General features: G+C 73.2%; 12 protein-coding genes. 9 read left to right on the top strand and 3 right to left on the bottom strand.

From position 1 onward, the window contains the following. Nucleotides 1-71 precede the first annotated feature (71 nt). Complete coding sequence (locus tag BST11_RS07540) at nucleotides 72-938, bottom strand: cutinase family protein (protein ID WP_083137317.1); 867 nt, start codon at nucleotides 936-938, stop codon at nucleotides 72-74. Nucleotides 939-1061: 123 nt separating this feature from the next. Between BST11_RS07540 and eccB the strand changes: the two genes are divergently transcribed. After that, entirely contained in the window at nucleotides 1062-2423 is a 1362-nt protein-coding gene (eccB, locus tag BST11_RS07535; protein ID WP_244897565.1) for a type VII secretion protein EccB, read from the top strand. Here eccB and mycP read toward each other — a convergent pair. After that, nucleotides 2388-3671 (bottom strand): type VII secretion-associated serine protease mycosin, encoded by a 1284-nt coding sequence (gene mycP / locus BST11_RS07530; protein WP_083137315.1) that lies wholly within the window; start codon nucleotides 3669-3671, stop codon nucleotides 2388-2390. The two genes, eccB and mycP, sit on opposite strands and share 36 nt — an antisense overlap. Further along, nucleotides 3668-5029, bottom strand: a complete 1362-nt coding sequence (gene eccD, locus BST11_RS07525; protein WP_443677626.1) for a type VII secretion integral membrane protein EccD — start codon at nucleotides 5027-5029, stop codon at nucleotides 3668-3670. Before eccD ends, mycP begins: the two co-directional genes overlap by 4 nt. A 129-nt stretch (nucleotides 5030-5158) precedes the next feature. Between eccD and eccCa the strand changes: the two genes are divergently transcribed. The 8 genes from eccCa (at nucleotide 5159) to BST11_RS07485 (ending at nucleotide 13669) form a co-directional block, all read left to right on the top strand. Next, complete coding sequence (gene eccCa / locus BST11_RS07520; RefSeq protein WP_083137314.1) at nucleotides 5159-8782, top strand: type VII secretion protein EccCa; 3624 nt, start codon at nucleotides 5159-5161, stop codon at nucleotides 8780-8782. After that, nucleotides 8779-10038, top strand: a complete 1260-nt coding sequence (locus BST11_RS07515) for a type VII secretion-associated protein (protein WP_083137313.1) — start codon at nucleotides 8779-8781, stop codon at nucleotides 10036-10038. Before eccCa ends, BST11_RS07515 begins: the two co-directional genes overlap by 4 nt. Before the next feature lie 52 nt (nucleotides 10039-10090). Further along, nucleotides 10091-10402 carry a WXG100 family type VII secretion target gene (locus tag BST11_RS07510; protein ID WP_067323019.1) on the top strand — a complete coding sequence of 104 codons (312 nt, stop codon included), beginning with the start codon at nucleotides 10091-10093 and terminating at the stop codon, nucleotides 10400-10402. Beyond that, nucleotides 10399-10713: a WXG100 family type VII secretion target gene (locus BST11_RS07505; RefSeq protein ID WP_083137312.1), complete on the top strand. Its 315-nt coding sequence runs from the start codon at nucleotides 10399-10401 to the stop codon at nucleotides 10711-10713. The genes BST11_RS07510 and BST11_RS07505 overlap by 4 nt, the downstream gene beginning before the upstream one ends. 217 nt (nucleotides 10714-10930) lie before the next feature. Then, nucleotides 10931-11374 (top strand): 50S ribosomal protein L13, encoded by a 444-nt coding sequence (gene rplM / locus BST11_RS07500; protein WP_067323026.1) that lies wholly within the window; start codon nucleotides 10931-10933, stop codon nucleotides 11372-11374. Further along, complete coding sequence (rpsI, locus tag BST11_RS07495) at nucleotides 11371-11859, top strand: 30S ribosomal protein S9 (protein WP_083137311.1); 489 nt, start codon at nucleotides 11371-11373, stop codon at nucleotides 11857-11859. The genes rplM and rpsI overlap by 4 nt, the downstream gene beginning before the upstream one ends. Nucleotides 11860-11997: 138 nt before the next feature. After that, on the top strand, nucleotides 11998-13335 hold the full coding sequence (gene glmM / locus BST11_RS07490; protein ID WP_083137310.1) for a phosphoglucosamine mutase: 1338 nt from the start codon (nucleotides 11998-12000) through the stop codon (nucleotides 13333-13335). A gap of 46 nt (nucleotides 13336-13381) precedes the next feature. Beyond that, complete coding sequence (locus BST11_RS07485) at nucleotides 13382-13669, top strand: hypothetical protein (RefSeq protein ID WP_083137309.1); 288 nt, start codon at nucleotides 13382-13384, stop codon at nucleotides 13667-13669. The last annotated feature ends 2 nt before the right edge of the window (nucleotides 13670-13671 follow it).

Here is a 13671-nt window from a genome sequence, read left to right as displayed (position 1 = left end):
CAGGCGGATCAGCCTCACACGACGAGGCTACGGACCGATCTGCGGACCTATGGTCAAGCGCCGGTAACGATTTAGACCAGGGGCGCTTGCAGGTTCGGCGCGGGCGCGCTCGGCGCGGGGACCGACGGGCCCGGGCCGGGGACCGAGGGGCCGGACCCGGGGACCTGCGGGGCGTAGCCCGGCGCCTGCGGCGCGTAGCCGGGCGCCTGCGGGGCGTAGCCGGGCGCCTGCGGCGTGTACTGGGGCCCATAGCCGGGCGCTTGCGGGGTCGTCGCACGCAGCCGGGACGCCACGAACGCCGCCGCCTGGTTGGTGTAGGCGGGCACGTAGCCCTCGGTGTGGCCGCTCCACTCGTTGCCCGGACCCGCATGGCAGATCGGGTCGCTGGGGTTGCACAGGTCGATCGCCTTGGACCCCAGCAGCGCGCTCTTGGACGGCAGCGTGCCGCCGGCCCGGTCGGCGATGTCACCGAAGGTGGCGACGGCGGCGATGTTGCTGGCGTACTGCGCCGGCAGCGAGCTGCCCCAGTTGATGCCGCCGATGGGGACGCCCGCCACGATGTCCATCACCGAGGCGCCCTGCGAGTAGCCGCCCAGCACGATCTGGGTGTTCGGGCACTTCTCCACGCTCTTCTTGACGCGGTCGATGGTGTCGTTGGCGCCGTCGCCGCCGTGCAGCTGCAGCTTGCTGGCCGCGTAGTTCACCCCGTAGGGCAGGATGTTCAGGCCGGTCTGCTGGCGCAGCGCGTCGACGAACGCGTCGCCCACCCGGCCCAGGCCCGGTGGCTCGTTGGTGCCGCGCGCGAAGATGACCTCGACGTCCGGGCAGTCGTCGGCGGAGGCGACCGGCGTCGCGGTCGGGGACAGGAGCAGGCCGGCGGCGGTGAGCACTGCGGAAACCCCCGGGCCCACCCAGCGAACTATCCGGTGGGAAGACACGCCGGAATTTTACCCGCAACCCGCGAACACCGAAAATTCGCTGCGCTGTGGATGGACCACCGCACCGCCGCTGACGTGCGGTTTAACGTGAACCTGAGAGATAGATTCCACAATCTTTTCGGGGTGACTTTGGACGTCGGCGGTTACCGATTTCTGCTGCGCCGCCTCGAGTGCGCATTGCTGGGCCTGGACCTTGGTGAAGCGAACGCATTGCGGCGAGCACGTGCGGCGCCGCTGGCGCTCGGGTGCGCGCTCGCGGCCGCCACCCTGGCGGGATGCGCGTTGCTGGGCGTCCTGCGCCCGCACGCGGATCTGGGTCAGGCGCGGATCGTGATCGCCCAACCCTCCGGGGCGCTGTTCGTGCGGGTGGGCGACACGTGGCATCCGGTGCTGAACCTGGCCTCGGCGCGATTGATCGCGGCCGCGCCCGCCAACCCGCAGCCCGTCCGTGACGCCGACCTGGGCCGCACCAAACGCGGTCCGCTGCTTGGCATCCCGGGGGCGCCGCAACTGCTCGGTCAGCCGCTGTCGACCGACGAATCGGCCTGGACGATCTGCGATACCCACGAGACCGGCGCGACGACGGTGATCGTCGGGCCCACCGACGGATCGACGGCGCAGCACCTGGCTCCCGGCCACGCCCTGTTGGTGGCACCGCCCCCGGGCCGGCCCGCCTATTTGCTCTACGACGGCCAGCGGGCGGTGGTGGATCTCGCCGATACCGCGGTCGTGCGCGCGCTGCGGCTGGAGGGCCGCGCGCCCCGGCCGGTGGCGCCGTCGTTGCTGAACGCGGTGCCCGAGGCCGCGCCGATCAGCGTTCCGCGGATTCGCGGGGCCGGCGACGCGGCCGCCGGGCTGCCCGGGTTTCCGGTCGGCAGCGTGCTGCGCGTCGCGCGCGGCGACGCCGACGACTACTACGTCGTCCTGGCCGCGGGCGTCCAGCGGATCGGGCAGGTGGCCGCCGATCTCCTGCGGTCCAGCGATTCGCGGGGCACCGCCCAGCCGGTCACGGTGGCCGCCGACGCGATCCGCACCGCGAAAGTGGTCGACACGTTGCCGGTGGCGAGCTTCCCCGACCGGGTGCCGGCGTTGGACGTCGGCGACATCGTGTGCGTGACGTCGAAACCGGCGCCATCCGGCAATTTCGGCATCGCGCTCCGCACCGGCGGCGCGTTGCCGGTGCCGCCCGGTCGCGCGCCGGTGACCTTGTCGCAAGCCGACGGTCGCGGCCCCGCGCTGGACGGGGTCTACCTGCCGCCCGGCCGCAGCGCCTACGTGCGCGGCAACGGTCGGGTCGGCACCCGATACCTCGTCACCGACACCGGGGTGCGGTTCGGCGTGCGCGACGACGACGCGGCGCGCGATCTGGGTCTTACCCCGCCGATTCCGGGGCCGTGGCCGGTGCTGGCGACCCTCCCGCCGGGACCGGAGCTGAGCCGGCAGAACGCGTCAGCCGCCCGGGACACGGTGGCGGGAGCCCCGTAGCCGCCCCGCCGCCAGGACGACGACCAGCACCAGAAGACAGAGGCCCGCGCCGCGCAAGGCGATGTCGCTGGCATGCGAATCCGGGCGGGCGGGCGGCGGCGGCGCGCCGATCGGCAGGGGTGCCGGCGGGGAGGTGGTGGGCTTGCCGGGGTCGGTGCTGACCGCGGCCAACGCGTCGACGGTGCCGTTGCCCACCAGCGGATCCCATCCGGCGGGCGGGTGATGCGCGGTCGACTCGATGCGCTGCATCACCTGCCGCGCGGTGAGCGCCGGGAATCGGGCCCGGACGAGTGCGGCCAGCCCACTGACCACGGGCGCGGCGTAGCTGGTGCCCGACACGGGTTCCGAGCCCAGCACACTGACACCCTCGCCGACGGCCGCGACGTCCACCCACGGGCCGGCGAGCGTGAACGCCGACGCTGCCTCGTCGGCGTTGACCGAACCGACGGTCAGCACGTAGTCGTCATACCAGGCCGGACTGGCGACGACCGTGACGGTCTGCCAGGTCGCGCCGGGCCGCTGTGGCGGACACTGCCCGGCGGGGCCGGTGTTGCCCGCGGCGGCCACGACGACCGCATTCTTGACGTCGACGGCGTACGCCAGCGCGGCGCCCAGGGCGCGGTCGTCGGGCGCCGACGCGACCGCAACGCAGGCGACCGACGAAACGTTGATCACCGACGCGCCGAGGTCGGCGGCGGTCCGAATGGCCTTCGCCATGGTGTCGAGGTCACCGACGCCGGAGCCCTCACCGCCGCCGGCGGGGGAGAATTTGGCGCTGGACTGGCGGATGGCGATCAGCGTGGCATCGGGAGCCACGCCGGTGAAGCTGTCGGCGTTGGAATCGGGTGCGGCGGCGATGATTCCGGCCACCAGGGTGCCGTGCGCATCGCAATCCTGGGTGCCGTCGCCGCTGGACACATAGTCGCCTCCCGGCACCACATCGCGCAGCCGGGAATGCCGGGAGACGCCGGTGTCGATGACCGCGACCCGTTGTCCGGCACCGCGGGTCAGCTGCCAGACCCGGGGCAGGTCTGGCAGCTGCGGCCGGCTCGGTGCCGGGCCCGCCGTCATCGCCGCGCACACCTCGCGTTGCAGGGTGGGCCGCGTCGGTGTCGACAATGCCGGCGTGGGCAGCCACTTGTCGTCCACCTTCGGCGGCGAAACCGCTTGTGCCCCCGGTGTTCCCAGTTGGATCATCCACGCAAGCGCCGACACCGCCAGCAGTCGCGGCACTCTCGACGGGCTCATGGCAGCGTCAACCCGCGGACGGCGCCGTAGAGGCCGCACACCCAGCATGCCGCCGGCACCATGGCGATCAGCAAACCGGACTCCAGTGCCTCGACGCCGCGAGCCAGTGCCGGCGAGAGCGATGTCCCCGCGGCGACGAAACCCAGGCCGACCGCCGTGGCCACCAGCGTCGTCGTCGTCGCGGCAACCCACGCGCCATGCCCGGGCATGCTCAGGGCGGCGACGCCGAAAGCCATTGTCACGGGGACCATTCCGCAGGCAGCCAGCACCGGCGTCGGATCCCCCTGCGAACGGGCGCGCAGCAGCAGCCACGTCCCGGTGGCGGCGCCGAATGCGATGCAGGACGGCCGTCCCGCGCCGGCGAGGACGGCGACGACGGCACCCACGGCGGCCGTCGACGCGAACGCCGCGCGCAGGCTTCTGAACCAGTGGTGGGCGCGGATCGCCCTGTGGTCCAGGTCCGCCGGGGGCGGCAGCTGGGGCGACAGTCTCGCCAGCGCGAGCGACAGCCGTGCCGCCAGCCCGAGCAGACCCACGGAGATCAGCGCCGACACCGCGCCGAGGGCGCGCGACGGGGCCGCGGTGATCACACCCACCGCGGCGGTGCCCGCGGTGACCCCGGCCACGCACGCGAGCGCGGTCAATGTCACGGCGCCGCAGCCGGATACGCGCATCCCCAGCACCGAGATGACGGCCGCCGCGGCCGCGGCGAGCGCCACGTTGGGCGGGCCGGGAGGACCGGGCACGGCCAGGAATCCGGCGAGCGCCGCGAACGCCGCCGCGATCACGCCCAGTGCGAGTCCGGCGGTCGCATCCCCGTAGGTTCGGTGCGCAACCGCCGCACCGAGCAGGGCCAGCAGGCCCGCCGACGCCACCACGCCGACGGCGACATCGGTGACCCCGGCGCTGAACGCATCCCGGACGAGTGCCACCGCGCCGATCCCGGTCAGGCAGGCGGCGGCGATCGCGCCGGTCAGCCTGGCCGCCCGCCGGCGTCGGGCGGGCGCCCCCGGCCGGCGCGCGCCGCCCAGCGTCGCCGACACGGCCACCGCCACGTCGTCGTGGCGGGGCGCGGGCGGCGGGGTGACGCCCCGCGCCAGAATCAGGACGTCTCCGTCCCGGACGCCGTTCTGCGCCAACGTCGCCGAGGCGCTCAGCGGGGCGGTTCCGGGGCGCGTCAGCTGGAAGCGCCTCGCCTCGCCGGAGTCGTCGGGGCCGTGGACACCCAGGATGTCGACGATCGACGGAATCAGGACGGCGACGGGAACGCCGGCGGGCAGGGCCAAGTCGGTGACGGTGGCGCCGGCGTGGACCGACACGCGGCGCAGCCCCGAATCGGAAGCGGTCAGGGAGATCAATGGCGGCCCCTTGGATCGGACTACCCGCACGCTAGCCGGGCTTTCGCTCGCCCGGTATTCGGTTGTTAACAGGTGACTTGTCGCGGCATTCGGCGTTCCCTAGCGTCGCCAGCCCGTGGGAGGGCCGAGATGACCGAGTGTTTCGTGCCCGCGGCGCGCCGACCGCCGCCGGCGTTCGCGACCGCGGACATCGTCGTTGATGCGCCGCCCGTGCCGCCGGCGCCGGGATCACACCGGTTGTTGCCGATTGCCGTCTCGGTCGCGACGCTGGCGGTGATGGCGGCGGCGTTGTCGTCGGGCTCGGCCGGGACGCGCAACCCCATGTTCTTGGCCTTCCCGATGATGACGCTCGTCTCGATGGCGGTGACGCTGGCCGGGCGCGGCCAGGGGCGCGGCCGCGCCGTCGACGCCGAACGCGCCGAGTACCTCGACTATCTGAACCGGCTCCGTGAGACGATCGCCGAAACGGCGGCGGCGCAGCGGGTTTCGCGGCGTTGGACCCATCCGGACCCGGACACGCTGTGGACGCTGATCGGCGGCCCCCGGATGTGGGAGCGGCGGGCGTCCGACCCCGACTTCTGCCTCGTCCGTGTCGGGGCCGGGACGCAGCCGCTCGCCACCCGCTTGGTGCTCCCGCAGCCCTCGCCTCGTGGGCCCATTGACCCGGTCACCACGACGGCCCTGCGGCGCTTCGTCGACGCGCATTCGGTCGTCGCGGACCTGCCGGTCGCCGTCGGCTTGCGCGGCGCCGGGCGGGTGACCGTCGGGGGCGATCCGGGGGCGGTCCGCGGCCTGCTGCGCGCGATGATCTGCCAACTGGCCGTGCTGCACCCTCCCGACCAGTTGCTGATCGTGGGGGCGATCAGCGACGCGAATCGCGGCCATTGGGATTGGCTGAAGTGGTTGCCGCACAACCGGCATCCGACCGCGGCCGACGCGGTGGGGCCCGGCCGGATGGTGTATCCCAGCCCGGCGGAGGCGAAGCGCGCGCTCACCGGCGACGGGGCGCAGCAGGTGATCGTGCTCGCCGATCCGGGCGCGCGCGGCGCGTGCGGCGGCTTTGCGGGGCTCACCCTTCTCGAGGTGGGCGCGTGCGAGGACGGCGCTCCAGTGACGATCGCGGTGGACGACGAAGCGCAACCGTTGCGGCGTCCCGATGTGATGCAACCGGTGGAGGCGCTGGTGTGCGCCCGCCGCCTGGCCGCGTTCCGCGTCGGCGTTGCCGGTGTGGGCAGCGCCGCCCGGCCGGACCTGGCGGGCCTGGGCGACCTCGCCGACTTCGACCCGGCCACCGTGTGGCGCAACCAAGCCCGGCGCGGCCGGTTGCGCGTTCCCATGGGAACCGCGGCCGACGGCGCACCACTGGAGCTGGACATCAAAGAGGCCGCGCAAGGCGGTATGGGCCCGCACGGGCTGTGCGTGGGTGCCACGGGGTCGGGCAAGTCGGAACTACTGCGCACCATCGCGCTGGGGATGATGGCGCGGAACTCCCCCGATGTGCTCAACCTGTTGCTCGTCGATTTCAAGGGGGGCGCAACGTTTCTCGACTTGGCGGCGGCGCCACACGTGGCCGCGGTCGTCACCAACCTCGCCGACGAGGCGCCGCTGGTCGCGCGGATGCGCGACGCGCTCGCCGGCGAGATGGACCGCCGGCAACGCCTGTTGCGAACGGCGCGCTGCGCCGGCATCGCCGCCTACGAAGACGCGCGCCGGGCCGGCGCCCCGTTGGCCGCCCTGCCGACGCTGCTGATCATCGTCGACGAATTTTCCGAAATGCTCAGCCAGCATCCGGAGTTCGCCGACACATTCGTCGCCATCGGCCGGCTCGGGCGGTCGCTGGGCATGCACCTCTTGCTGGCCAGTCAGCGGCTCGACGAAGGCCGGCTGCGAGGGCTGGAGGCCCACCTCTCGTATCGGATCTGCCTCAAGACCCTGTCGGCCGCCGAATCGCGAACGGTCCTGGGAACGCTCGACGCCTACCAATTGCCGAATACCCCCGGCGCCGGCTACCTGCGGGGCAGCGTCGGCGAGCCGATTCGCTTCCAGGCCGCATTCGTTTCGGGCCCGGCGCCCGCGCTGGCGCCGCCGGGTGGGCCGCCGGTTGGGGTGCGGGTCTTCGGCGCCGAGGCGACCGGCCCCGTCGCCCACGCCGCGGACGCCCCGCCCACCCCGACCGTGCTGCAGGTGGTCCTCGACCGGCTGGGCCGCCACGGGCCGGCGGCCCATCGGGTTTGGCTGCCCCCGCTGGGTGCCGCACCCGCCCTGGACGCCCTGCTCCGCGACGCCGGGCCGTCGCCCGGTGGGCTGCGCGTGCCCATCGGCGTCGTCGATCGCCCATACGAGCAATGCCGCACGCCGCTGATCGTCGAGTTGTCCGGGGCCGCCGGCAATGTCGCGGTCGTCGGGGCGCCCCGATCGGGCAAGTCGACGACGCTGCGCACCCTCGTCACCGCGTTGGCGGCCACCCACGGCCCGGGCCGGGTTCGGTTCTACTGTTTGGACTTCGGTGGGGGAGCACTGGAGGCCCTGCGCGCCGTGCCGCATGTGGGCGACGTCGCCGGACGCGCCGAGCCGGAGCTCGTCCGCCGCATGGTCGCCGAGATGGGGTCCATCGTCCGGTCCCGCGAGACCGATCGAGGCCGCGTGGGCGATCACCTCACGCGCGCTGACGTGTTCCTCGTCGTCGACGGCTGGGCGAGCCTGCGCCAGGAGTTCGAGGAACTCGACGCCCCGATCACGGCGCTTGCGGCACAGGGCCTTTCGTTCGGCGTGCACCTGGTGCTGTCGGCGTCGCGCTGGGCGGAGATCAGACCGTCGCTGAAGGACCAGATCGGCACCCGGATCGAGCTACGGCTGGGCGACCCCGCGGATTCCGAGACCGACCGCAGGCGCGCGCAGCAGGTGCCCAGGGACAGGCCCGGCCGCGGCCTGTCCAGCGACGGCCTGCACATGATCGTCGCGCGGCCCACCGACCGTGTCGCGCAGGGGGAATCGGTCGCACCGCCGATCCCGCTGCTTCCCGCCCGCGTGGACCGCCGGGAGGTCGTGAGCCGGGCCGGTGCGCACATCCTGCTCGGCCTCGGCGAACGGCGACTGCAACCCGTCGCGGTCGACTTCGACCGGCAACCGCACCTGTTGGTCCTGGGCGACAACGAGTGCGGCAAGACCGCGACGCTGCGCCACCTCTGCCGCGAGATCGTCCGGACAAGGAGCGCCGCGGAAGGCCGGCTGCTGATCGTCGACTTCCGGCGCACCCTGCTCGGCGTCGTCGAGTCGGAACACCTCGACGGCTACGCCATCTCGCCCGCCACGCTCGACGGGATGCTGCCGGGACTGCTCGACACCCTGCGAGGGCGGATGCCACCGCCGGACGTGAGCCAGGCCCAGCTGAAAGCCAGGTCGTGGTGGTGCGGGCCGGACATCTACCTGCTGATCGACGACTACGACCTGGTCGCCACGCCCGCGGCCAACCCCCTCGCGGGCGTCGTCGAATACCTGCCGTACGCCAGGGATCTGGGACTCCACCTGGTCGTCGCCCGGCGCAGCGGTGGCGCCGAGCGCGCCCTGTTCGAGCCATTGCTGGCCGGCCTGCGTGACCTCGGCGGCATGACGCTGATGATGAGCGGGGGCCCGGACCAGGGTGCGCCGTGGGGTTCGCGCCGCCCGGCGCGGTTGCCGGCGGGCCGCGGCCTGCTGATCACGCGGGCCGGCGACGAGGAGCTCGTCCAGGTGGCCTGGAGCCCGCCGCCGTGAACCGACACCCCGCAATCATCGAGGTCGGCCCGGGTGTGATCCGCCGATTGTGTTGCGGCACGGGGCCTGTCGCAACCGATGACACGTCCGAGGAGATGCGGGAGGCGCTGGGCGCCATTGACGACCCGGTTGCCCTCGTCGACGGCCGCCCCGTCGCCGTCGATGCGCTGTGGCGCGCGGTGCTGCGGTCACTGGGATGTGGGCAGCCCGGGGGCCTGGCCGTCGTCCATCCGTCGTGGTGGTCGCCGACGCGTGTCGACCTGGTCACCGCGGCGGCCCGGGCCCTGGGCGGTGACGTTGTCACGCGCCCCCGATCGTGGCTGCTGCGCCACGCGGCCGACGGGGAGGCGGTAGTGGTGGAGATCGCCGAGCGGCTGGTGGCGATCACCGGGGCCGAGGTCACCGCGCTACCGCGCGGGGCGGACCCGGACACCCATGACGGCCATGACACCGACGCCGATGAAGTCACCCGGGTCATCGCCGGGATGACGCACACAACGGCGGTCGTCGTGATCGACGCGCCCAGCGCGGTCGCCGGCGCGCCCGCACTGGCGTCGTCGCTCGCGGCCGCGGTGCGTCGTAGCGGCCGGGCGGTCGTCGAAGTCAGCGACGCGCGGCTGGCGGTTCTGGCGCGTTCGGCCCTGCCGGTGCCCGACGCGCCGTCGACGTCGCGGGTCGACACCGGCCGTGGTCGACGACGCCGCGCGCGGTCGGCGAGGGCGCTTGCCGGTGCCGCCGTCGCGCTCACGGTGCTGCCGCTGGCGATCTCGGCCGTGACTCCGGCGCGTCGGCACGGTCCGCCGGCCCCCGTGGCGGTGCCCACGGCGCCGACGGCTTTCCTGGTCGAAGGCCGGGTGGCGATGACGGTGCCCGGAGACTGGCCCGCGCAGCGGGTCGTCACCGGGCCCGGCTCGGCGCGGGTACTCCTCACGTCGCCGTCGGATCCCGAAGCGGCGTTGCACGTCACGCAATCGCCGGTGGCCGGCGAGACGCTCGGCGGCACCGCCGAGCGGCTGAAACGCGCGATCGCGGGCGAGCCGGCGGGCGTTTTCGTTGACTTCGACCCCGCCGCAACCAGCGCCGGGCGGCCCGCGGTGACCTACCGCGAAGTGCGTGCCACGCACCACGTGCGCTGGACGGTCCTGCTGGACGGGCCGGTGCGCATCAGCATCGGGTGCCAGAGCCGCCCGGGCGGCGACGCGGCCGTACGCGCTGCGTGCGAGCAGGCGGTGCGTTCGGCCCACGCGATCGGATGAACCGGCCGGAACCGGGCGGAACCAAACCGGGGCGGTCGCGGTCCAACCTGATATGGCGAACACCCTGAGCACCGACTTCGACCTGATGCGCTCGGTCGCGGCGACCACGGACGCGCGCAACGACGAGATCCGGGCGATGCTGCAGGCGTTCATCGGCCGCATGAGCGGCGTCCCGCACTCGGTGTGGGGTGGGCTCGCGGTCGCGCGCTTCAACGATGTGCTGGAACGCTGGAACGCCGAGTCGACCCGGCTCTACCACGCCCTGCGCGCGATCGCCGAGACCATCCGGCACAACGCGGCGGCGCTGACCGAGGCCGGCCAGGACCATGCCCACCAGATCGCCGCTGCCGGCGGACACCTGTGAGCGGCGGATCGGCCGGGGACCCGGTCCTGTCGTACAACTTCGCCGAAATCGAGTACTCGGTGCGCCAGGAGATCCACAGCACCGCGGCCCGTCTCAACGCGGTGCTCGACGAGCTGCAATCGCAGATCTCCCCGCTGCGGGAAGCCTGGACCCGCGAGGCCTCGACCGCATACCAGGTCGAACAACAGAAGTGGCACCGGGCGGCCACCGCGCTCAACCAGATACTGGTCGATCTCGGCAACGCGGTGCGCGACGGCGCGGAAGAAGTGGCCAACGCCGACCGTCGCGCGGCCGGCGCCTGGGGACGCTGAGACGCACTGGCCCCTGTGTGGTCCCGGCGGGGGAGAGCCGCCGGGACCACACAGTCGTTTTGACCTGCGGGGACGCGCATCGGTAAGCTGCTCGGTTGGCGTGCGGAACGCCGGGGCCTCGGGTCAATGTCGGTCGCCGAGAACAACCCCACCGTGAACGCCTGACCGGCACCCGGGCTCGACCCGGGATCCACCTCGAGAAGAGAAGGTAAGCGCTGTGCCCACCTATGCGCCCAAGGCGGGTGACACCACGCGGACGTGGTACGTCATCGACGCCACGGACGTGGTGCTTGGCCGCCTTGCCGTCGCGGCGGCCAACCTGCTGCGCGGCAAGCACAAGCCGACGTTCGCCCCCAACGTCGACGGCGGTGACTTCGTCATCGTCGTCAACGCCGACAAGGTCGCCATGAGCGGCGACAAGCTGCACAAGAAGCTGGCCTACCGCCACTCGGGGTATCCCGGCGGGCTGCACAAGCGCACGATCGGCGAGCTGATGGAAAAGCAGCCGACCCGGGTCGTGGAGAAGGCGATCGTCGGCATGCTGCCCAAGAACAAGCTCAGCCGCCAGATCCAGCGCAAGCTTCGCGTCTACGCCGGACCGGAGCATCCCCACACCGCCCAGCAGCCGGTTCCGTACGAGATCAAGCAGGTGGCCCAGTGACCGAGACGACCGAGGCGTTAGAGACCCCGGAGACCCCGGAGACCCCAGTGGCCGCCGAAGAGGCTCCGGCCGCCCGCCCGGCCGAGGCGTTCGTGTTCGACCGGCCCATCCAGACCGTCGGCCGCCGCAAGGAGGCCGTGGTGCGGGTGCGCATCGTGCCCGGCTCCGGCAAGTTCGACCTCAACGGGCGCAGCCTGGAGGCCTACTTCCCCAACAAGGTGCACCAGCAGCTGATCAAGGCCCCGCTGGTCACCGTCGACCGGTTGGAAAGCTTCGACATCTTCGCGCGGCTGCACGGCGGCGGCCCGTCGGGTCAGGCCGGCGCGCTGCGCCTGGCCATCGCCCGGGCGCTGATCCTGGCCTTCCCGGAGGACCGGCCCGCGCTGAAGAAGGCCGGGTTCCTCACCCGCGACCCGCGCGCCACCGAGCGCAAGAAGTACGGGCTGAAGAAGGCGCGCAAGGCGCCGCAGTACAGCAAGCGCTGATCGACATCACTTTCTGGCCGCAGCGTCGCATCTTTGCGCGCCGTCTGCGGCGTGTCTGCGCGCGATCACGCATGGTTTCGGTCAGAAAAGAACGGGCACGTTAGGTGTCAGACCGCCAACTGTGAGAGGTTTGTCCGCATGGGTCGACTATTCGGCACCGACGGTGTTCGCGGGGTCGCCAATCGCGAGTTGACCGCCGAGCTGGCGTTGGCCCTGGGCGCCGCGGCGGCCCGGCGCCTGGCCAGTCCGGGCGCGCCGGGCCGGAGGGTGGCCGTGGTCGGGCGCGACCCGCGCGCCAGCGGCGAAATGCTGGAGGCCGCCGTGATCGCCGGGCTGACCAGCGAGGGCGTCGACGCGCTGCGGGTCGGGGTGCTGCCCACCCCGGCGGTGGCCTACCTGACCGGCGCCTACGACGCCGATTTCGGGGTGATGATCTCCGCGTCGCACAACCCGATGCCCGACAACGGCATCAAGATCTTCGGTCCCGGCGGGCACAAGCTGGACGACGACACCGAGGACCAGATCGAGGCGCTGGTCGCGGCCGGGCCGGGGCTGCGCCCGGTCGGCGCCGGGATCGGCCGCCGCATCGAGGCCGAGGACGCGGCCGACCGCTACCTGCGCCACCTGTCCAAGGCGTGCACGCTGCGCCTGGACGGCCTGACCGTGGTGGTCGACTGCGCCAACGGCGCGGCCTCGTCGGTGGCGCCGCGCGCCTACCGCGCCGCGGGTGCCCGGGTGATCGCGATCAACGCCGATCCCAACGGGCTCAACATCAACGACGGCTGCGGGTCGACGCACCTGGACTCGCTGAAGGCCGCGGTCGTCGAGCACCGCGCCGACCTGGGCCTGGCGCACGACGGCGACGCCGACCGCTGCCTGGCCATCGACGCCAACGGGAACCTGGTCGACGGCGACGCGATCATGGTCGTGCTCGCGCTGGCGATGCGGGAGGCCGGCGAGCTGGCCTCCGACACGCTGGTGACCACCGTGATGAGCAACCTCGGGCTGCACCTGGCGATGCGGTCGGTCGGCATCGCCGTGCGCACGACCGGCGTCGGCGACCGCTACGTCCTCGAGGAGCTGCGGGCCGGCGACTTCAGCCTCGGCGGCGAACAGTCCGGGCACATCGTGATGCCCGCGGTGGGCTCCACCGGCGACGGCATCGTCACCGGGCTGCGGTTGATGACGCGCATGACGCAGACCGGCACCGCGCTGGCCGACCTCGCCTCGGCGATGCGCGCGCTGCCCCAGGTGCTGATCAACGTCAAGGTCGCCGACAAGGCCACCGCCGCCGCGGCCCCCTCGGTGCGGGCCGCGGTCGAGCAGGCCGAGGCCGAGCTGGGCGACACCGGTCGAATCCTGTTGCGCCCCTCGGGAACTGAGCCGATGATCCGGGTCATGGTGGAGGCGCCCGAGGAAGCCCTGGCCCAACGGGTCGCCGCCCGCGTCGCCGACGCCGTCAGCGCCGCGCGCTGACCGACCGGCCGGGAACCCGTACGCCGCATCCGGCGTCGGACTAGGCATGAGATTCGATAGCTCGGCGGCCCACCGGGCCGTCGACCAGCTGGGCGCGGCCGCCGAACTCCTCGACCGCGCCGCGGCGGATCACCTGGCGCGCTTGGCGTTCGGCGGGCCGAGCGCCGGCCGGGCGCACACCGCGCGCGGCGACGCCCTGCGCGCCGAGTTGCAGCGACTGACGGCCGAGGTGGCGCGGTGGGCGCGGGCGGCCGCCGAGGCCGCCGCGGCGGTGCGGGCGGCCGCCGACCGCTACGCCGACGCCGAGCGGTACGCCGCGGCGCGGATCGCCTGACC

Source organism: Mycobacterium alsense (genome assembly GCF_002086635.1).
Taxonomy (GTDB): Bacteria; Actinomycetota; Actinomycetes; order Mycobacteriales; family Mycobacteriaceae; genus Mycobacterium; species Mycobacterium alsense.
Note: the sequence above shows the minus strand (reverse complement) of the source record. Positions and strands in the feature narration are given on the sequence as shown.

Bases quoted from the DNA above. Each gene is read 5' to 3' on its own strand.
- mycP (WP_083137315.1), bottom strand. From the start codon at position 3,671: ATGAGCCCGTCGAGAGTGCCGCGACTGCTGGCGGTGTCGGCGCTTGCG.
- eccCa (WP_083137314.1), top strand. From the start codon at position 5,159: ATGACCGAGTGTTTCGTGCCCGCGGCGCGCCGACCGCCGCCGGCGTTC.
- BST11_RS07510 (WP_067323019.1), top strand. From the start codon at position 10,091: ATGGCGAACACCCTGAGCACCGACTTCGACCTGATGCGCTCGGTCGCG.
- glmM (WP_083137310.1), top strand. From the start codon at position 11,998: ATGGGTCGACTATTCGGCACCGACGGTGTTCGCGGGGTCGCCAATCGC.
- BST11_RS07485 (WP_083137309.1), top strand. From the start codon at position 13,382: ATGAGATTCGATAGCTCGGCGGCCCACCGGGCCGTCGACCAGCTGGGC.